The sequence below is a fragment of the Rhizosphaericola mali genome, assembly GCF_004337365.2.
Classification (GTDB): Bacteria; Bacteroidota; Bacteroidia; order Chitinophagales; family Chitinophagaceae; genus Rhizosphaericola; species Rhizosphaericola mali.
The window spans coordinates 1,528,589-1,551,255 of record NZ_CP044016.1; the positions used below are offsets into that span (position 1 = coordinate 1,528,589).

Consider the following 22,667-nt stretch of genomic DNA (forward strand, 5'->3'; position numbering starts at 1 on the left):
CAGTTATCTTAGATGATTCAATAGAAGATATACAGCGTTCCTTGGTTTAGTTTAGTATAAAATCCAATAAAACACTGAATATCTAATAATTAAAATGATATTTTAGAATTCTGTAAGATAAGTTAGTTTCGAAGGTTGTATTCTTTTGCCTTCTGTATCTTCAAAAAATTGTTTTGCATGTTCTAGAAAAAGAACTATAGACTTAATGCCCCTCCATTTAAATTAATCATTCCACTATAACCCTTCCCATCTTTCAATATAATGACTTTTACTTTTTTAACTTCTATAGTTAAATTATACTTACTATAACCCGTTGTGCATTTAGGGAAAAATCAAGAAAAAGATGGTTCATTTTTCAACAAAAGGTTGTATATTTAATTGATTATCATTATATTAAATACAATGAACCATCTCATTCAAAACTACGAAATAATTCTTAAAACCTTAGCGTCTTTTCCAATCAACTACCAGCCCTATTTGCAGATTCGCCATCCTAAACTATCGAATATGGAATGCATCGCATTAGCATTAACGGCAGAGTTTATGAGTATAGACTCTGAAAATCCATTGTTTAGGATGTTAAAAGGCACAATTTTAGAGTTTAAAATTGATAGATCCGTATTCAATAGAAGAAGAAAGATGTTATTTGCTTTGACAGAACAAGTCCGCCAGCACATTGCGGGTGTACTCAATGACGGTGAGTGTTTTTTTGTTGTAGACAGTATGCCCTTGGATATTTGCAAAATGTCGAGGGTTGGTCGTTCAACGATCTGCAAAGAAGAATTCGAAACTGCTCCATCCAAAGGTTTCTGAGCTTCACAGAATCGTTGGTTTTACGGATACAAGATCCATTCTATCATTTCTGCCGGCGGTGTAGTACAACATTTTGATATGACTTGTGGTGCGGTACATGATGTTCATTTTTTGAAGGATGTACAAGCAGAAATGCAAGACTGTACTATCATTGGTGACAAAGGATACATTACTAATACTCAACAACTGGATCTGTTTAGACAGGTGAACATTCAGTTGGAAGTACCCATGAGAACCAACCAACACAACTATAATACTCAGCCGCATATCATCAGAAAAACTAGGAAAAGAATCGAAACTTTTTTCTCTCAACAATGTGGACAGTTTATGATTCAAAGAAATTTCGCTAAATCTTTTAATGGATTCAAAACTAGAATACTGAACAAAATAACCGCCACTACTATCATACAATTCTTAAACAAAACCGTTTTTAAGCGAAATCTAAACAATCTAAAAATTAATATTACCTAAATGCACAACGGGTTACATTAATCTATTTTTTGATAAATCACTCTTTTAATTACATAAAAAAAATTGGTAATTAATATCCATAATTAAAGCAATTCAAAATCAACATTTTGTTCAAATGGACGTCTTATCCCTTGTATTAAATATTTTCTCAATGATCATATACATCGCAGGCACTACAAATAAAGTCAAAATCATGGAACTTGTAAGACCACCAATAATAACCCAAGCCATACCATTTTTAAATTCAGCACCAGCCCCTTTGGCCAAGGCAATGGGAAGCATTCCGAGTATCATGGCGAGCGTAGTCATTAATATAGGACGCAAACGTTCCTTGCCTGCTTCAACAAGCGCATCATGTACAGACTTACCATTTTTTTTCAGATGATTGGCAAAATCAACAATCAATATAGCATTTTTTGATACCAACCCCAATAGCATAATCATACCTATAATGGTAAATACGTTTAAAGTTTCCATAGTCAATGCCAATGCCAATAAAGCACCGATCAAGGCTACAGGTATGGAAAACAATACCACAAATGGATAAATCGTACTATCATACAACGCTACCATCACCAAATAAACCAAAACAATTCCAACAATAAGTGCTAGTCCAAGACTTCCGAATGCTTCCCCCTGATTTTTGGTATCCCCGTCATAGTCAACACTCATACCCGTAGGCAATTTGACATTCTTTACTTTTTCTTTGATATTGTCTGCGACGGTCCCTGTTGGCAATCCAACTACATTGGATTCTACTTTGATGGAGTTTAACCGATTATTGCGTTCCAAAACTGATTCTCCTAAGGAAAGATAAACATCGGCGAACTGACTTAAGACAAAATTTTGACCATCACTATTGCTGAATGAGAGATTACGCACGTCGTTTATATTGGTTTTGTTATTGGCATCCAATCCTATAAAGATCTTATACTCATCTCCATTTTGCTTGAACTTACTATCGTCATTTCCACTAAATGCATTTTGAATACTTTTACCAACAATACTAGCATTAAGTCCCATCAATGTCATTTTTTCTCGGTCGAGATTGATACCTACTTCTTGTTTGGGATCTTTCACGGATAGTTTTACAAATTTTGTTCCTGGTACATTTTCAATGATAGATTTATATTTTTCTGCCACACTACGAACAGCTTCCAAGTCCAGTCCTTTAATCGCAATCTGAATTGGGGCACCATTCGTTGTACCTGTCACCCCAATAGATGACGCAGTTACTTTTACACCTGGTAATTTATCTGCGAGTTCTTTTTGAAGCGTTACACCAAATTCATCGGAAGTAAATTGTCTTTTGGTATTATCAATCAGACCAACAGTAATCTCTGCTAGATTTGCATTGTTAGAGGTTCCTGCAACCGATCCATTTACAAAGCCAATATTGGAAAATGCTTTCACCACTTCGGGATGTGCCATGATAATTTTTTCTGCATCTTGCGTTGCCATATTCGTATTGTATATCGTTGCTTCAGGCGCCAATTCAAGATTGACCATCAACTCTCCTTGATCTGCATTTGGCATAAATGCGCCTCCAATAAATCCTTTTACTACCAACATAATAGAGCCAATCAATAAAACTATTACAAGCGATAATAGCCAACGCTTTTTCGTTAATGTCCAGTCCAACAACTGACCATAAAGCTCTTTTAATTTCTCAATTCCATTTTCCAGTCCTAGGTTGATTCGTCCCCATATTGTATCTTTTTTAAGGATGGTTAATTTACCAAAACGACTTGCTAGCATAGGAGTAACCGTAAAGGATACAAATAAACTCATCAAAGTGGAAAATACAACCACCAACGCAAACTCTTTTAATATTGAACCAATCAGTCCTCCTGCAAGTGCTAACGGCAAGAATACCACGACGTCCACCAATGTAATAGCTAATGCAGTAAAGCCTATTTCATTTCTTCCATCTAAAGCTGCCTGCTTTTTATCAACGCCCATTTCAAGATGGCGATAGATATTTTCCAAAACAACAATGGAGTCGTCTACTAAAATACCCACAACTAAAGACATGGCCATCAAAGACATTAAATTGAGGGAGAATCCCATAAAATACATAGCAATGAAAGTTGGAATTATGGAAGACGGCAATGCAACTAACACAAATAAAGAAGAACGAAAACTATGCAAAAATGCCAACATCACTATACCTACAATCAATACAGCCATCAAAAGATCTTCCATTACGGCATCCGCCGATTTCATCGTATAAATAGATTGATCGGAAGATACAAAAAACTTAAGGTTATCATTTTTATATTGCTGCTCAATACTTGAAAAAGCTTGCTTCACACCTTTACTTACATTTACGGCGTTAGCATCGCTCTGTTTTATAATCTGTATCCCAATTGATGCAATACCATTAACATGATTAATCGCCGTTTCTTTGGCAGTTCCATCTGTTACTTCCGCCACATCTTTGAGGTAAATACTTCCCATTCCTGGCTTTTGCATGATGATTAAGTCATTCATCTGCGTAATAGAATCCAAATTGGCATTGAACTGCAAGGAAAGCTGCTGATTTTGTGTTTCTACTTTACCTGCAGGAAATGATGTATTTGCATTAGCAACCGCTTCGGTTAACTGGGTAATACTAATTCCATAGGCTTTTAATTTTTCCTGATTAATATTGATTTGAATTTCACGTTCATTTCCCCCAATAATATTTACCTGCCCCACTCCTTCTACATTTTGCAACGTAGGCAATAGACGTTTATCTACTAAATTGTACAATTCCTTGGGTGGAAGATTGGATGTCACACCTGCGCGGACAACAGGCATTTCTTCCAAATTTACCTTATTGACTATTGGACGATCTATATCTTTGGGCAAATCATTAATCGTCTGGTCTGCTTTTCGCTGCACATTCCTTTCGGCTTCATCTACATCAGTCCCACTTTTAAACTCAATGGTAATAACAGAAACCCCTTCTTGAGAATTGGAACTAATATTATCTAATCCTTCCACAGAAGCAAATGCATCTTCTAATTTTTTGGTTACGGAAGATTCCACCTCCGAGGCCGAAGCACCTGGATAAACGGTATTTACCGTTACCGTTGCAATCTCCATTTTAGGCAAAAGATTATAGTTCAAACGCGAGTAACTCAGCATTCCGAATATAAATAAAACGACAAAAATAACCACTATAAGTAAGGGCCTTTTGACTGCAATTTCAGCTATGGACATATTTTTACTTTGAGATTTTAACTAGCGCACCTTCGCGCAAATTGATTTGACCAGAGGTCACAACAATGTCACCCACTTGCAAACCGCTGGTAACAATGAGTTTACCGTTAACTTCACCATTCGTGGTTATTTTTTGCAAATGCACTTTTCCATTGCGAACTATATAAACAAATGGATTTTGGATACTTTCCGTAAGCGATGTACGTGGTATTGCCATTACGTTTAACATTGGTTTGTTATTAAAATGAACATATACAAATGTGCCTGAACGGAACAAGTCTGTTGTAGAACCGTCTAACAGTATTTCAGCATTATAGTTGTGCATTTCGTCGGCTTGGGGATTAATAAAATCAACTACACCATTAAAACGCTTTCCAGGATAAACATCAGCCGTAACGATAACAAGGTCACCTTTGGCTATTTTATATACTTCCGACTCGGTAAGCCGAACATTTAATTTTATACGAGAAAGATTGACAATCGTAGCTATTTCCCCTCCACTCGCGACATACATACCATCCTCCACCGATTTTTCTGAAATAATGCCCGATGTAGGAGCTGTAATATTTGCATCATTGATATTCTTACGCGCCTGATACACTTCATTCAATGCATCTTCATAGTCTTGGCGAATAGTATTAACTTTTTCTTGTGTTGCAGCCTTACCCGCTAATAATTCAGTATAGGTTTGTAAGTCTTCTTTCAATTTTTTTTCGTGATATTCTGCTTTTTGTAAATCCAACACCATTAATTTGTTATCTAAAACTGCCACCTTTTGTCCAGCAGAAACATGACTACCCAATTGGATAAACATTTTTTTTATTGTACCACTTTTACCTAATGCCAAAATTTTAGCTTCTTTAAATGGTAATACGTTACCCGTTTTAAGCATTTCCGAATTGAAATCTTGTAGTTGAACAGTATCTACTTTTACAGGAACAGTAAGGTCTTTATTGTTTACCAAAGTATTTTTAGCATCAATAATTTTCTTATTTTTACTAAGTTTGAATACGATCGCCACTACCACTAGAAGTATCAGCACGATGAAAATAATTTTTCGTTTCATTTAGATATATTATTTACGCGTTTAGTTTTTTATTAAAGTGCCTGCAGATTTTTCCATATCTACTTTCGCCATCAAATAATTGTATAGGGAATTGAGGTAATTGGTCTGAGCTTCTTTAAGTGAATTTTGTGCATTGATCCAATCTGTCATATCTGTCACACCCTTTTGATATTGAAGATTTGTAGTAGCAAGTACGGACTCCGCTAATTGAATATTATTTTTGTCCATAATGACGTTACCTTGCTCCTGATCCATTTTATTATACGCATTTTTGTAGTCTAATCGATATTTGTCCGCATTAAGCTTGAGTTGCTCCATGGAGTTCATACTTTGAAACTTCGCTTGTTTGTATTGAGCATTGCGTTTATAAAAATCCAAAATAGGAAAAGACAATTTCAATCCCACTCCTGCAAATGGAGATGTTCCTTGGAATGTTTGACCCAAATAATCTCCAAAACCTACGGTTCCATATTTAGCATAGGCAGTAAGTTTTGGATACATTTGTGCTTTTATTTTCTCAGCATTAATCTTGTCTGCCTTCATCGTAATCTCATCGATTTTATAGTCCGTTATGTTTTGTAAAAAAAATGAGGGAGTGTCAGAAACATTGGATGCGGTTTTCCCTATTACACCAACGATTTCTGTTGTAGTATCCAAGGAAATTGTATCATCAAATGGATAACCCATATCATATTTCAATTGATTGATCGATAATTCTAAATTACTCTGCGCCACTCTAATTTTTGAAATAGTATTGTTTCTATCTACGGAGACTTTATCTAATTCTTTTTGTAGTAAAACGCCTTTATTTACTTGAAGTTGACTAATATCTACCTGCTTTATATAATTTTCTAAATTAGAATTTAATAGGTATAGTTGTTCTCTGTAAACCTTAATCTGGTAATAAGATTTGGAGATATTATATATAATCGTTTCTTCACTCAATCGTACATTTAAGTCTGCTTGTTGTTTGTTTAACTTGTTAGCTTTTAAGCCGACCAAAAGGCTTTTGTCAAAAATAGTCTGATCCAATTGAGCCGTTGTGTTCATTGCAAATTGCTTCGACATAGCTATCTTTATGTCCGTTGGAGAAAATGCTCCTGCAGGAATGACGGTCTCTTGAAGTTTGAGATTATCATCTAAAGAACCATTCAAACTAACGGAAGGTAAATATCCAGCCAATAACTCTTGCGCCTTAGCATCCGCCTCTTGTTTTTTGTTATAGTAAATTGTTCGATTACGATTATTTTGTAATCCAAAAGAGATACAACGCTTTAAATCCCAATTGGAAGTATCAGACTGCGCATATATATAAATAGGAAAGTGAAAGATTAGAAATAACCAAATGAGTCTCATCTATAAATTTGTTTGAGTAGGCAAAAATGAAAAAGTGGCAGATGATAAACAAGCTAAAATATGCTGAAGCGTTCAAATATTATACTGAAACGTATCAAGTTTTATTCTCATAAAACAGAATCGTTTCAATAGTTTAACGGCTCAATAAATAATTCGTCCGTTTCAAGTAATATATAGTCCACTTTACATTACCAATTAGCATATAAATAGGAAATAGTCCTCAACTGAATATTTTATTATCCATCAGAAGACTATTTAATTTAATAAAAGACTTAAAAATTATAACCCAATCCAACAGAGATTGATTTTGGCGATAGTTTATAGTTGTTTTTATCTTTATTAATCATATTCATACCATAACGATAAGAAACATTGAATTGAATACCATTACTTAATTCATAACCTAATATAGCAGCACCACCCGCAACAATCCTATTCATTTCTGACTTTTGATCGTCATATTTTTTAAATACATCTAGGTTTTCATTTTTAAATTTACCCTTTATTCCCATAGAGACATAAGGCCCTGCTCCCGCAAACAACCGACCATTTGTTGCATTTTTCCATTGTCCCATAAAATAGATGGGAACATCCATACCCATAAATTCAAATTTATCTTTGATATTGTTTCTTTCTATATCTGTGGTATAATATGCAAAAAGGATATCTTCTTGGATGGCAAAATGATTGGATATATCAAAACGCAGAGATGCTCCAAATCTTCCGCCTGGCCCCATCTTACTTTTGAGTGCATTATTATCCTTTACAATAAAGTTAGAATAGTTACCGTCTGCTTTAATACCAAAAGTTAATTTTTCTTTGATAGTTTGTACTAAACTTTGTGACTTTGCTTGGTTGTTTATTTGGCTAATTACAAAGAAAATAGCTGTAGAGAAAATAATTTTTTTCATAAATGACGATTTTTTATTTGATAGTGTTTCTTATCAAATTTGTTTTGTGATTAATGATGCAAAATTATTTTGATAGAAAGAAGCTGAAAAGGTCTATAGTTGTTAATATTGTCCTTATTTAGCTTATTTTATTAAATTTAGCAATTTTTACCCTAACAAATAGTCCTTCTTTAGATAACTTATTTTGGAGTAAATAGGTTATTATTGGCCAATAATAGCTTTTAATCCATTACGATTATACATTATCAGGTAATTTGTAGTTTGTAAGTCAAAATATTTTAATTGTGTTGAATGTAATAAAATCACAATGAGAACAATATTCATTTGCAAGCCCATGGGACTATGAAAAATTATTATACTACTCTAACCTATCTGGAACGTTTTATCTCAGCTAAATTTAAGAAAAAGGAATTATCTGTTGCAAAAATTAGACTATGTCTTTATTGAGCAATTTGAATACTCCTTCTGAAATTCGCCTATTCCATCTATTTAAAGAAATTATTTTAATATTTGAATATTTTTAGATTTATAGTTTATTATAAAATGAAATTGTTCTAAAAATGGAATTCCTAATAACCCCGAGACTTCGTTATTTTTAGAATTTAAACCATAACCAAGACTCGCATCACTTACTACACTATATTGAGGCAAAAGAATCTTATTTCCAATTTGCATTTTCTTTATATAACCAGTTTGATTTTTCTGTTGTGTTTGTGCTACCTCATTAATAGCAACGTCTTTATTATCAAATTCAAATTGCGCCCCAATGTTATCTACAAAACTGTTATTTACGACATTTGCGTTGGCTCCACAGTCTAGTCCAAAATTAAAACTTTGATTATTAATAATAGTTCGGATAATTGGAATATGTCTGACCATTTTAAAAGAAATAGAATCTTTCATTTTCTTTTCATGATAATTGCTATACGCTTCTAATGAATGTAGTACTAACTTATTGTTTTTAAAATCAAATTCCGAAGCATAATTATTTAAAAATGCTTGTCCTATTAGTCCAAAAAAAGTAGAATCTTCCCAAGTGCTATTGGATTCCATATTCATTGCAGGAAGATCTAGGTTATCCAAATGAAGATTACCTATAATAAGTTGATTTTTTACACTTTTAATAGGTTGTGGGCTTTTTCCACCGACGCCTCTTAGTTCCATTTTAATTGCCGTAGTACCAGAACTATCTGCAAATCTTTTATTTAAAATAATAAATGGAGCTCCAGAATCTAACATAAAATATCCATTTATGCCATTTAAAATAGCAGACAAATAGATTAATCCATTTAAGCGAATCATGGAGATTGCATTAGTGGATTCTATCTTTGATCTTTCCCATACCGATTGATAGGCTTTTTCGGCATCCCAATTTTCTGGTTGCTTGATAATATTGAGTTGAATTATTTTTCCATTTTTGTCGAAAACTATAGAAGGGTATGTAGTCTTACCATTCGAATATTTCGCGGATAAGACTATACTATCATTTTGATTTCCGATAAGATTCTCCGATTGTATTTTATACTCAGAAATTGTTGGATATTGAAATAAAACAGCGTCTAAAAATCGAACATTATTACCAGGATAAGGAAAATCACCTAATCGACTATTCTCATTCATAAGATTGGATAATCCTGCCGCATCTTTTTGATTGATCAATTGCACTATTTCCTTGATGCGCTCTTGCTTATTAGAAAATTGGGCTTGCCCTAAAATTGGCAAACCCAACAGTATCATGAACTTTAATTTATTCAAACTATAATTACTTTAATGATTTTAACCATTGCGCGATAATATCAGAAGCCTCTGTATTAAAAGCGCTTGGTTGTATTTTTGAGGGATTCTTAACTGATGATTCGGGTAAATACAAATGATTTACGCCATGTATCAAATGTGTAGATACATTATGATTACCTCCTTCTGCAGCATAATCTTTCCAATGTAATAGATTACTTGGAACTACCATTGGATCTTTATCTCCATTAAGTGCTAAAACGGGAACTTTGACATTACTAATTATTTTCTCTGCATTTATTCTAACAAAGTAGCGATACCAAGGTCCTGTTGCTTGATGTACATACATGTATATTGGAAATCTAAAATGATCATATTCAATTCCTAAACTTTTTACATAAGCATCATCATTTGTTTTCCAAAATGAATAAGTTGAGTCCAACTTCTCTGCCATATTCGTTGAATTTGCATTGTGATAAGCTGTAACAAACATCAATTTATTGATTTCATTATATCTCTTCTTGTCTGTTATTGGTATAGGTGCTTTATCAACTATTGCATCATTTTGATCTAATAAAGCATCTAACCCATTAGATGCAATACCTGAAATACTAATCAAAAATTTAACATCTTTAGATTCATTTGCGGCAATAGCTATTGCCAGTCCTCCTTCACTATGTCCTAGTAGTCCTATTTTATTTGGATTGATATTTTTTTGCTTTTGTAAAAAATGTAATGCGGTTAAGGCATCTTCTGCAAAATCCTTCGTTGTAGCACTATCATATTTTCCAGTAGTCTCACCAACACCACGATCGTCAACTCTCAAAACGGCATAGCCATTTTTGTTTAAAAGATTCGCTAAAAGTTTGAACATAGGCGTACCTCCCATATTGCCATCTCTATCCTGTGGTCCTGTACCAGATACAATAATAATGGCAGGCACTTTAGCTTTTGTATTTTGTGGATAAGATAGCGTCCCACCAAACTGTATAGTTTGGTGGGAATTGATAAATTTTACACGTATACTATCTGTACTTTGTGCATATATATTTCCAAGAATACTCCAAGAAAATATAGTCATTAAAATACAACTTACAATATAAGGTTTCTTCATTATTTAGTACCTCCTTGTTGTGCCAATTTTACCATATCTATCATTTCATCTCGTAACCCTGTTGGGCTACCTTTATAACCTACATTAGAATTGCGAATATTCCCTTCTTTGTCAATAATGATTTTAAATGGAATTCCGGAAGTATGAATCGCTTTGGCATATTGTGTATACACATCGCCATTTTTATCATATAGAATATGGAAATCAAATCCTTTTGACTTTACATAGGCAACAGTTTTAGCGACATAATCGTCAATACGTTCTTGCGTATCTACAAAGAAAAAAACAACATTTTTATCATTTTTGAAATATTCTTTCGCAAGGTTCATTCCTGGAAAGGAAGCTTTACAAGGAGCACACCAAGTAGCCCAAAAATCTAATACTACAGTTTTTCCTTTCAAGCCTTCCAACGTAATCTCTTTGCCCAATTGATCTTTCATAGTAAAGTTATACGCAGGAATATTTACAGAAGACTTCTTAACTTCCTCTTTAATTAATTCAAGCGTTTTGGCATCTTTTAAAGATTCAAAATAAGCATCAAATCCTTTTTCAGATCCATGTTTTGCTACATATTTATCTTTCATCATACTAATAATTTCTGTAGTCGCTTGATTAAGCTTTACACTATTAGCAAGTAGAATATCTAGATTTTTTTCTTCTTTGAAATGAGCAAATATTTTAGCTTGTAATTCATTCAACTCTGCATTTTTATATTGATAACAATATTGAGCCTTAGCTGCATATAATTTGGCCTCTTCCCAATTATTTTTATTCATTAAAATATCAGCGTAAATAATATAATTACGTTTGCCATATTGGTCCGTTGTGTTTTTCCACTCATCATCCGTCAAATACCAATATTCTGCTGGCTTATTTTTAATAAAATAATTCCAACGATCCATGAGCGGCTTGGCATAAATATAAGCAGTGTCAGCGGGCATCGTTTTCCAATCAGCATATGGAATTTCGACGATTTTGTAGAATAATTCTGGAATGTTTATAAATGGCTCATTTGGCAATAAATTCAAGGCGCTATTGATTTTTTGCTGTGCTATATAGACCATTCCTAATTTTCGATAAAGACTGCCATATTCAATTCCTAGAATTTTATCTAAATCTTTATTCGTTTCGTTAGAAGGATATTTTTTCAAAAAATCAGTATACGCTATTTCTACTTCTTGAGGTTTGTATATACTTCTAATTTTTTTATATGCTTCCCACTTACTAAGATAACCATTCGGAAAATGAACCGTCTCTAATTGGGCAATACTATCACTCAGTAAAGAATCTTTTAAATAATTATCTGAAATAATTCTAGCCTTCATCAAATGTTCGTCGGTAAGCGGAGCTTTCGTTAAAAAGCTAATAGCTCTCTTTAATTCATTATAACTAGCCTCTTTTTTATATGCGTATATGGCTTTAGTGTAAGGCATTACTAATGTTGCAGCCGATCCATGATGACGTAAAATCTCGTTGCTCAACCACATATAGGTTGCAGTATCACTAATACTAAAATTTTGGAAATAGTTCGGAATTTCCCAACCGTATTGAGGGCTTCTTCCTAATCCATAACCCGCTTCTGCACCGGCGGCACGTGTTCCAATTGGAGTTTTAACCCATGCGAAATATCCGTCATCATTGTTGTTATCCAAAATATTACCAATAGAATCGGCAAATGCAAAAAACATAGCTCCTGCATTCAATGGAACTTTAATCGCGCCATTGATTGTAGAATCGTTAACTTTTTTCCCAATGATATTCTGTGAAAACCAATGATAAGTTGTATCAAATACAAACATTTTTAAATGGTTACTCTTATTTGTTTTATCAATAGTAGATGGGATAATGTAGGTAAATGGTAATTCAGACCCAGCTACTACGAGAGTTTCTTTCGTTTTAAATCTTGGAGAATCTTGCTCTTGTGCCATTAATGTAGTACCAGCAAGAAGGGATGATAAGAAAATTGTTGCTTTCTTTTTCATTATAAAAACTAATTTAATTTACGGATTTGGAACTATTTCTGGATTTAATTGAATATTGTATCCGGATATCGGAAATACATATCTATTACTTGTCGGAGTTAAAGTGTAGCTAACTCCATTAACTGTTCTGGTTAATGTTTCTGAAAAATTAGGATCATCTTTTAATCTTCGCATATCCCACCATCTTATACTTCTACAAAAGAATTCACGATCTCTCTCTTCTATTACAATTTTAAGAGCTGTAGCTGCGTCAGTTGCAGTCAATGGACTATAATCCGCAGATTTGAATCTTTTGATACGCAATTTATTTACCCAATTCATTGCTTCGCTCGGATTATTGTTACGAGCATTATATTCAGCTTTAATAAGTATCATTTCGGGAACACTTGGTCCTGTGTTTCTACTCTCCCCAATTGCTCTGTCTAATGCAAAGAAACGACTCACAGTATCCGTATTATCATACAAAATTGTCGATGCACCTAAGGTAAAGTATTTATATCTTAAATCTTTGCGCCCTAATTCGTTCAAAATACTAGAACTCAAACGCATGGCATATGGAGAATATGCAGAAATATTATAATAAGCAATGCCTTTCCCTAATAATAGTTCAGGATTATTAATCCTTATTGGGTAGGTTGATGCATTTACCGTATCAATGATACTTAAATCAATCAAATGACTATTAATTGATAAAGCAGAGTCTGCATACAAATTAGAAGAATCTAGTTGTCCCATATACAAATAAGTTCTCGCCAACTCGCCAAATGCTGATGCCGTTGTTGGTAATATCGTCAGATTTTGGGTTTTGGGGAGAAAGGGAATGGCCTCTTTTAAATCTTGTATAATTTGATTGTAAACATTTGAAACACTTGCTCTAACTAAAGATTGAGTGGTTGTTTCTGTCAATACTAAAGGTACGCCAGGGTCAGTAGCAGATGTATTACCATATGGCTTTCCATACATTTGGACCAAATTAAAATAGGCATCGGCTCTATGTACTTTTGCTTCAGCAATTAACTCTTGTTTCGCATTTTCGGAAGAATCTGTTACTGATGGAACTTCTGTAATGACCACATTCGCATATGTGATGACATTGTATATATTATTCCAGACTTGGTCTTGATAATAATTTCCGTTTAATGGATAGATTACATCAGACCATTTATAGCTATTTAATGCATAAGCATAATAGTCTCCGGCACTTATCCATGATTTTAGTTGGGACGAACTATCAATATAATAAACATCATCTGAAGCGTAATCAATTAATGTAGAACCAGAATTTATAAAAGAGGATCCATTTAATAAGTATCTATAATTTTGAAATGATCCAGGAATAAGATGTCCTTGCGTTTTGATATCTGTATACTTACTACAACCAAGCATTGCCATGATGATTGTAAGTATCGTAATTGCGGATTTTATATTAGAAGAGAATTTCATTACTTAAAAATTTAAATTCAGTGAGAAATTATATGAAGTTGCTGCAGGTAGACTATTAGCTGTGCCTGGTGTAGCAACGAAATCTGGATCATATCCGAATTTGTTAGCCCTCCATAGCAATCCCAAATTTCTAACTGCAAATGTAAAACTAGTACTGTTGATAATTTTGCGTGGAATTAAAGTTGTCGGAATTTGATAGGATAGAGAAACCTCTCTCAATCTTATATAATCAGAAGAAAGAATATTGATATCGGAGTTTTGATATCTAACTAAGCTATATTGTATTGCCGTTGCAGTACCATTTAATCCAGGAACATTTGTTTTATCTTCATCTCCACTTTGCTTCCATCTTTGAGCAATCATACCATTATCGTCATAATTTAAATTATAATATGCAGTAATATAGTTACTTGTAACAGGTCTTATAAAATGACCACCAAATTGATACGTTGCGAGAATATATAAGCTTAACGATTTATATCTCAATGTAGAATTCCAACTGCCAAAATAAGGCGCATTTCGTCTTCCTATTGCAACTAAATCTTTAAAGGAAAGTGATGAGCTATAAGGTACTTTTGCACCAGCATTATTATATACTAATGTTTGCCCATTCGCATCCAAACCTGCATTCTTAAAAGCAAATATCATATCAGTTGCATACCCTTTTACATTAGTTATATAAGCTGGAGAGTAGTTGATGTAGGATGGCGTTACATTTGAAGTATCAAACTTGTTATCTACGATCTTATTAGTATTATAAGATAATATCAACCCAGTACTCCAATTCCAATCATTTCTATCAATTATATTAAAATTTAAATGAACATCCACCCCTTTTCCATTCATGGAGGCTGCATTTCTTGTTAATAAATTACCTCCAATGGTTCCTGCATATGCGGAATTAATTGGAAAAGAATAAAGTAAGTCTCTCCCATTTTTAGTATACAAATCGATACCTCCAGTAATTAAATGTTTTAGTATACTAAAATCAATTCCTACGTTAGTAACATAAGTTTTTTCCCATCTAAGTTGAGGATTTGCCAGTGCGGTAATAGTAGCGGAAGATAAATTTGTAGTATAATCTGAACCTAATCCAATATTAGTATAAGGATACAATGTAGTAGAAATATTACCATTTACACCAAAAGTACCACGTACAGAGAGCATGTCTATCCATTTTATATTTTCCATAAAATGCTCTTTATATACATCCCACTTTAAACCGGATGACCATAATGGAGTTGCTCTATATTTTTTATCCAATCCAAAATTATTATAGTCATCATATCTTACACTTGCTGATAAGGTATATTTATTTCTGTAGGTATAGGAACCATTGGAAAAATAAGAAAGATATCGCCTTTGAATATTTTGATAGGTTGGAGCTCCGCCTAAACTTGTTGCATAGCCCATCGCATTTATATAAGAATTGGCCGCATAACTTACTGCTTGTGAAAAACCTGAAATTGGGTTATAGTCGTATAATGTAGATGTGCTATAGAGTGTTCTAGTTTGTCGAATTTCAGAACCAGCTATTATATTTAATTGATGATCTTGACCAAGGTTACCATCATATGCCAACTGACCTCTTAGGGCATAATTGTTTAGTTGTGTATTACTTGGCGTCAAGATACCACCACCGTTTATGAAATCAAATTGCTGACTACCTGCAGTTGGGTTATAGGTTGAATTGTAAAAGTTTCTATAGTAATATGTTTGGGGATTATAATAAATATTAGAGTTCATATATTGCCTTTCATTTGTATATAATACATTGCCACTCAAGCCCCTATAAATCGGCATTTTTAAATTAATATTTACTGTATAATTATTTGACGACTGGGTATTATCGTTATTATTTAATTCATCTAAATAACTATAAGTCCAATCTTGATATTTACTGGATGTTGCCTGAAGTGCTTGCGCATAAGCTGGATTAACCCTATTGTAATGCGTATTATTTCCGTTAGGATCCTTAAGCAGTTGATAAGGCATCAAGGTAGATTGTCCAGGTCTGAATAAAGTAGGAAATGTAAATGAATTTAAATTCACTTTAAAAAATGCACCTCTAATATTTGTAGAAAGGGTTGCCCAATTGAGTAATTTCCATGAATTATTCAGCGTTACAGTAAGTCTTTGCCCTATATTTCTTTTGAAATTAGGCAATTCTTTACTATATGATGCAGAATAGAAATAACTCGATTTTTCTGTACCTCCAGATATAGACAAATTATAACTTTGACTTGAAGCAGGTTGCATCAAATATTTTTGTTCTTGATCTAAGCTATTTATTTTGCTTAAAGAATCTACTTGTTGGTCATAAGTGGCTTGATTTATAGCTCCAGTTTTTAGATCATATGCAATTTTAGCTCCATATTGAGGGTAATAAGAGGAGTAATAATTAATAGGACTAAAATTGTATTGATTAATTAAACCTCTATCAACTAATTCTTTTTCATAATCTAGCATTTGAGAGGAATTCATCAATTTCATATAAGAAAGTTTCGCTCTGTTGGCAATCATATAATTAACTGATGCATTAATTTTAGGGGAGCTAGATTTTCCTTTTTTAGTCGTTATTACAAATACTCCATTTGCGGCTCTGACACCCCAAATAGATGCGGCAGCGGCATCTTTTAAAAAGGTAATATTGTCGATGTCATTGGGATTTATTTCTGAGATATCGATATCGGCAATTGCGCCGTCAACAACTACTAATGGAGAACTTTCAGATACGCTACTTACTGTACTGGTGCCTCGTATAGTTGCAGAGTAGTCATTAGTGCCTACACTTCTCGTTCCAGAGTTTGGTCCAATTTGTAGCCCTCCTGCATAAGTAAAGCTCCTATCTCCTGCTAAAACATTGACTTTTAGTCCAGGAACTAAACCTTCTAATCTTTGTATTACATTGTTTGTTGGTATTTTTTCTAAATCCTTGGCCGTAACTACTGAATATGCTCCTGTAGCTCTCTCTTTGGGTAGGTTTTGTAAACCATTACTTACAACACTTACTTCATTTAAATTTGCTGCAATCGGAGACAATTCAAGATCAATATAATTAGTGCTTTTTTGTAATGTAATTATTTTTTGTTTGTATCCTATTATATTAAAAACAATAGAATCGCCATCACTCATTCCTGATAAAAAGAATTTTCCATTTTCTGCAGACTGTGTGCCTATATTTTTTGACTTATTAAATACATTGACATATTGCAATGGAGTACCATCATTATCTGTAACTATTCCTCCAATTGGTCTAGTCCCATTATTTGTGGTACTTTCTTGTTTATTTTCTTTTTGAGGAGTTTCTTTTTCTATCCGCTTAATTTCTCCTGTTCTTTTTTGGATTACATAGGAATTTTCATCTATGTATAAAAAAATAAGATTGTTTGGGTACAAGACATTTTTTAAAATCTCTTGTGGAGAACGTCCTTTTAATGCGGTGGTTGAAATGGTTTTTCCTTTCAAAAGATTATGTTCGTAAACGAAATGGTAACCATATTTTTTTTCAATTGTCTCAACCGCTTGAGACAAAGGAATCTTACCATCATTTTGCTCCTGTGCAAATAAAGAAGTGTGCATAGCTGGATGGCTACACATGAGTAGTGCAATGAAAGCTGCTTTTGAGAGCTTTCTAAGAATTGTTTTGTCCATTCTTGCAGTAAAAATTAATAGTTAATAGTTAAGTAAATGTCATTTCCTTTTATAGTCACATCTGCATTTAGAAGATTGGCTATTGTGTAAAGTGCTATAGATGGATTATTTAACGAGATTGATCCATCAATTTTTTTATTTAATATATTAAGATCACTTACTATAATCTTTTTGCCATAAAGCTCTTCATAGTAATTGATAATATTTTCTATAGTTAATCCTTGGGAAATAATTTCTTTTTTTGTCCAAGCTTGCGGGACTGATTTTATCTTATCCTTTGGTATTTGATCTATTTTATTGCTATTGGCTATAGCGTTGTCACCAGGCTGTAGTTCAATTGATTTGTTTTTGAACCGAATATCACTGAATAAAATATGTCCTTTAATTAATGATACTAAAGTATTTTGATTGCGGTTTCGGACATTAAATTCAGTACCCAAAACTTCTATAGTTGAGGTCCCTGCAAATACTTTAAAACGTTCTTTTGGTAAGATTTCTTTCGGATTTTTATTGATGTGATTTACGCTAAGATATGCTTCCCCATTGATCCAAACTTCACGCTTGTTAGTCCATTTCCATGAGCGATGATAGGATAACTTTGTATTACTATTTAACTCAATATGTGTACTATCAGGCAATGTAATCATAGTTGTCTCTCCATATGAGGTTTGAATGGTTATCAAATCATTCAAATACCATCGAAGTCCGATAAGTAAGCCTGTAATAATTGCCGCTAGTGAAACTATGGAATAGATAACAGCTTTACGTCGATTTCTTTTTTGTGTTCCTCTAATTTTAGACTCTATTATTTTAAAATTATCTTCTTGTAATTGATAGTCAATATCTATTGAAATTGGATGAATGACTTGTTCTAGATATAGTTTTGCATTTTTAAAGGCATCTATGTTTGATGGCGTAGTTGTTACCCAATTTTCCCAATCATTATTGCATTTAATATCCTCACCTTTCACGAATCGTAAAAAGTATGTATCATCGCAAAACTCTTCAAATGAATATTGATAATATTTCTCCATATTTTGTCCCACATAAATAAGACAAAATTAATATTAAAAATGACCCAAATAATTTTATATATTTTTTATTATAATATTAAAATTTATACAGAGTTTTCATTAAAATAAATAGTGCAAGTAGATTTTCTTTGTTTGTGGAGAGTTTTTCTTTTAATGAATCAAGTGCTCGATAGTTTAATTTGTAGACTGCACGTGTCGTGATATTCATTAACTCAGCTATTTCATCATATTCCAATTCTGCAAAATATTTTAAAAAAATAAATTCCTTTTGCTTTGCAGGCAACTCGTTCAATTCCTGAATTACTTTTTTAATTTGAATGTTTTGCTCATCTTTAAACAAATTGTCCATCTCAGAAGTCGCATCATATTTCAATAAAAATATTTCTTCATTGACATAATTGATTTTTCCTTGTTTGGAATTTTGAATATTTATCAAATGATTAGAAAAACTTCTGAATAAATAAAATAACGGTTTTTCTGGAATGGGTAATTTTTTCCGCGTTTCCCATAGATGTAAAAATAAATCTTGGATCGCGTTCGAGATATTTTCGTTAGAATATCCTTTTCTTATTCCGTATTCAAATATTTGAGGATAAAAATGATTATACAAGGATGCAAATGCCTCGCTATTACCTTCTTTAAAGGAATACCAAGTTTTTGTAATATCAATAGTTGTCTCCAAAAAATTATTTTCTCCGAGTTTACATTTTCACGAATATCACACAAAATTAAGTATTTAGTAAAATAAGAGACAAACTTCTTTTAAATTAGTATATATGTGTTATTTCTCATTAAATTATAAGTTTTAAAATTTAACTTTTTATGTTCAATTCTTAACCGCATTAAATATATGAGGCTTACTACAACAATAACTTATTAATAAACCAAAAAGATTTAAACTATTAAGTTAATACATTTTGGGGAACACTAACTCAAATGTACTCCCAATACCCGATTCATTATTTCTTACTTCTATCGAACCACCTTGCGCTTCCATGAATTCTTTGCAAATGCTCAGACCTAAGCCTGTACCACTATTGGTATTTCCTGGAATTTTAAAATACCGTTCAAAAATGCGTTGTTGATATTTGCTTTCTATACCCTGACCTTCATCAGAAATCTCAATTTTTAGTTTGTCATTGTCATTCGATGTGTTGAGTTTAATTTCAGAATTTTCTGGAGAGTAACGAATGGCATTGGTCAATAAATTAGTTATTACCCAGATTGTTTTGTCTTTGTCCGCTGAAACACTCTGATGAGGAACTGTATTATTAATCAATGTTATGTTTCGTTGTTTTGCAGCTACTCTAACGGTATCCAAAGCATATTCCAAAATTTCATCCAAGGCATAATTAGATTTTCGTATTTGGATGTTGCCACTTTCTGCTTGTGTGAGATTTAATAGTTCGCCAGTAATTTTTAGTAGTCGATCCGCATCTTCATTGATACCTTTTATCAAAGATTGTTCGTTTTCGGTTTGATTCGGTTCACTCAATAGTAAGTCCGTTCCCATTTTTATAGATGCAATCGGCGTTTTCAATTCATGAGAGACATTGGCAATGAAGTTTGTTTTAGCCAAATCTAGTTCTTTGAATGGCGTAATATTTCTCAGTAATACAAAATATCCTGCTTTTTTGATTTCCTTTTCTCCTGTAGGAAGAATGTCAATGGAAATAGTTTCTTTTTCAAAATATGATTCTTTTCCTTCAAAGAAAATTTTAATAGGTTCTATTTTCGCAATTTTTTCTTTTTCTTGAAATAAATCCTTTACAAGCGTCCGCAATAAATCGTTTGTCATAGCGATATTCTGCACATTTGCTCCAATTAGATTTTCTCTATGCAAACCAGTGACTTGCAATGCTTTTTCATTGGCAAATAATATCTTATAGTCTTGATCCATACCGATTACTGGATCTTGCATTTTGTTAATTAATGTTTCAATTCTTTTCTTTTCTATCAATAATTTGGAAACTGAACTATTGGAATATTCCTCTAGTTTCATCGCCATCGCATTAAAGGATTTAGCCAAAATACCAAACTCATTATGTTGTTCAAAATGTACGCGTTCTTCATAATTGTGTGCCGCAATCTGCTGAATACTTGTCGTCAATTCTTTGATAGGATTGGCAATGTTACTCGGAAGATTGAACAATAAAGTAAAGGCAATCACGAAACAAAGTGTGCCTGTAAAAATAATTATAGTCGTAGCTTCATTGGCTGTATGTTGTGCTAATTCGCTTTTTCTAGTAATTGCTTTCATATTTACATTCATGATTGCATAAATATCTTTTCGAATCTGCCATTCATTTTTAACTATGTCTGGAGTAAATTGGGAAATATTATCCGAATAATAATTTTCACCTTTCTCTGTGATATTCTTACGTTGAAGATTGATAAAGTGGATAAATTGTTTGGTTCCTAACGAACTGTCTTTATGTATTTTATCTAGTGCATCCAGCATATTTCGACTATATTCCAAAGAATTATAGTTAGATACTAAAATATTTCCAGTATCATCCTTTAGTCGATTGATATATATAGTCGATAGGACGGATAAAGCGACAATCATCGCAAACAATAGTCCGACCCAGACGGTTAATTTGACTTTTATCTTCATAGTTTATTATTTTGTAAGATGTTGTCTGTGAAATATGAAATGTTTCATTACTTACCAACACTTGATATGCGTTTTACTTTTCACATTTCACTTCTTACATCTCACTCCTATTTATCTTCCGAAAGTATTACCAAATCTACATGCATTTTAGACAGTTGACGTAAGATTTTATTAAAAATACTGGTAGCCAATATTATTTTTAAAATATTCAAATGCGGTTTTCCCATACAAACCGTCGTAATCTTGTTTAAATCGACTTGTTTCAAAATCGCATCTGCTACGCTGGCGCTTTTTTCCCTAACGACATTAGCACCTAGTTCTGTAGCCAATTTATAGTTGTTGATTAAGTGACGTTGTTTATCCAAGGCAATTTTATCTTGACTTTCTTTTGGCGTTTCTACATACAAAACAAACCAATCCGCACTATAATAACTAGCAAAACGAGCGCCTTTTCGAATGAGATTTCGTGCTATTTTTTCATTACTACTGATACAAATCAAAAAACGTTCTTGTCTAAATTGATTTTGGCGCAGCACTTCTTTATCCACCTTATGCGTCACGTGCACTGCTACTTCCTTCAAAGCTAATTCACGCAATTGCAAAATATGATCACTTTGAAAAAAATTCTGCAAAGCCGTTTGTATCTTGTCTTGTGGATAGATTTTGCCTTCTTTAAGACGTGTAATTAATTCGTCAGCTGGAAGGTCAATATTCACCACATCATCTGCCATCGCAATTACCTTATCAGGTACACGCTCTTGCACTTCGATATGTGTAATTTTTTTTATTTCCTCGTTTAGACTTTCGATATGTTGGATATTCAGCGCACTGATAACATTGATACCCGAATCCAAAATTTCCATTATATCTTGCCAACGTTTTTCATTTTTACTACCCTCTATGTTCGTATGCGCCAGCTCATCCACCAATACAATTTCAGGACGCAAATTCAGTACGGCTTGCAAGTTCAGCTCTTCCAATTCTTTTCCTTTGTAAAAAATAGTTCTCCGAGGAATCACGGGCAACCCATTTAACAAAGCCGCTGTTTCCATTCGGTTATGCGTTTCCACATAACCCACTTGTACATCAATACTATTTCGCAAGAGTGCATGTGCTTCTTGTAACATACGGAAAGTCTTACCTACACCAGCACTCATGCCGATGTAGATTTTAAATTTTCCACGCCTAGATTTTTGGATTAAGTCTAAAAAATAAGCTGCACTATGAGGCTCTGCTATCATGGTTGTTATTTCAAATTGTTTTGA

The 22,667-nt window shown here is 33.0% G+C and carries 13 protein-coding genes and 1 pseudogene; 1 reads left to right on the forward strand and 13 read right to left on the reverse strand.

Annotated features, from left to right (window positions below; genetic code table 11):
• Nucleotides 1-402 precede the first annotated feature (402 nt).
• Nucleotides 403-1,284 (forward strand): annotated as a pseudogene (locus E0W69_RS06655) (IS982 family transposase).
• 111 nt (nucleotides 1,285-1,395) lie between these two features.
• Here the strand turns inward: E0W69_RS06655 and E0W69_RS06660 are convergent.
• From E0W69_RS06660 to E0W69_RS06720, 13 genes are all read right to left on the reverse strand, one after another.
• Complete coding sequence (locus E0W69_RS06660; RefSeq protein WP_131329241.1) at nucleotides 1,396-4,491, reverse strand: efflux RND transporter permease subunit; 3,096 nt, start codon at nucleotides 4,489-4,491, stop codon at nucleotides 1,396-1,398.
• A 4-nt stretch (nucleotides 4,492-4,495) separates the two neighbouring features.
• A complete protein-coding gene (locus E0W69_RS06665; RefSeq protein ID WP_131329242.1) occupies nucleotides 4,496-5,557 on the reverse strand; it encodes an efflux RND transporter periplasmic adaptor subunit in 1,062 nt (353 codons plus the stop codon).
• Between the two features lie 21 nt (nucleotides 5,558-5,578).
• Entirely contained in the window at nucleotides 5,579-6,913 is a 1,335-nt protein-coding gene (locus E0W69_RS06670; RefSeq protein ID WP_131329243.1) for a TolC family protein, read from the reverse strand.
• Between the two features lie 272 nt (nucleotides 6,914-7,185).
• Entirely contained in the window at nucleotides 7,186-7,824 is a 639-nt protein-coding gene (locus E0W69_RS06675; protein WP_131329244.1) for a porin family protein, read from the reverse strand.
• 498 nt (nucleotides 7,825-8,322) lie between these two features.
• Nucleotides 8,323-9,561, reverse strand: a complete 1,239-nt coding sequence (locus E0W69_RS06680; protein ID WP_131329245.1) for a retroviral-like aspartic protease family protein — start codon at nucleotides 9,559-9,561, stop codon at nucleotides 8,323-8,325.
• A 25-nt stretch (nucleotides 9,562-9,586) separates the two neighbouring features.
• Nucleotides 9,587-10,672 carry an alpha/beta hydrolase family protein gene (locus tag E0W69_RS06685; protein ID WP_131329246.1) on the reverse strand — a complete coding sequence of 362 codons (1,086 nt, stop codon included), beginning with the start codon at nucleotides 10,670-10,672 and terminating at the stop codon, nucleotides 9,587-9,589.
• A complete protein-coding gene (locus tag E0W69_RS06690) occupies nucleotides 10,672-12,654 on the reverse strand; it encodes a TlpA family protein disulfide reductase (protein ID WP_131329247.1) in 1,983 nt (660 codons plus the stop codon). Before E0W69_RS06690 ends, E0W69_RS06685 begins: the two co-directional genes overlap by 1 nt.
• An 18-nt stretch (nucleotides 12,655-12,672) precedes the next feature.
• Nucleotides 12,673-14,097: a RagB/SusD family nutrient uptake outer membrane protein gene (locus tag E0W69_RS06695; RefSeq protein ID WP_131329248.1), complete on the reverse strand. Its 1,425-nt coding sequence runs from the start codon at nucleotides 14,095-14,097 to the stop codon at nucleotides 12,673-12,675.
• A gap of 3 nt (nucleotides 14,098-14,100) precedes the next feature.
• Nucleotides 14,101-17,751 carry a SusC/RagA family TonB-linked outer membrane protein gene (locus tag E0W69_RS06700; protein ID WP_131329249.1) on the reverse strand — a complete coding sequence of 1,217 codons (3,651 nt, stop codon included), beginning with the start codon at nucleotides 17,749-17,751 and terminating at the stop codon, nucleotides 14,101-14,103.
• A 14-nt stretch (nucleotides 17,752-17,765) separates the two neighbouring features.
• Nucleotides 17,766-18,785 carry a FecR family protein gene (locus E0W69_RS06705; protein ID WP_131329250.1) on the reverse strand — a complete coding sequence of 340 codons (1,020 nt, stop codon included), beginning with the start codon at nucleotides 18,783-18,785 and terminating at the stop codon, nucleotides 17,766-17,768.
• A gap of 76 nt (nucleotides 18,786-18,861) precedes the next feature.
• Nucleotides 18,862-19,467 carry an RNA polymerase sigma factor gene (locus E0W69_RS06710; RefSeq protein WP_131329251.1) on the reverse strand — a complete coding sequence of 202 codons (606 nt, stop codon included), beginning with the start codon at nucleotides 19,465-19,467 and terminating at the stop codon, nucleotides 18,862-18,864.
• Between the two features lie 225 nt (nucleotides 19,468-19,692).
• Nucleotides 19,693-21,402: a HAMP domain-containing sensor histidine kinase gene (locus E0W69_RS06715; RefSeq protein ID WP_131329252.1), complete on the reverse strand. Its 1,710-nt coding sequence runs from the start codon at nucleotides 21,400-21,402 to the stop codon at nucleotides 19,693-19,695.
• 107 nt (nucleotides 21,403-21,509) lie between these two features.
• Nucleotides 21,510-22,643 (reverse strand): sensor protein KdpD, encoded by a 1,134-nt coding sequence (locus E0W69_RS06720; RefSeq protein ID WP_131329253.1) that lies wholly within the window; start codon nucleotides 22,641-22,643, stop codon nucleotides 21,510-21,512.
• Nucleotides 22,644-22,667: the final 24 nt, after the last annotated feature.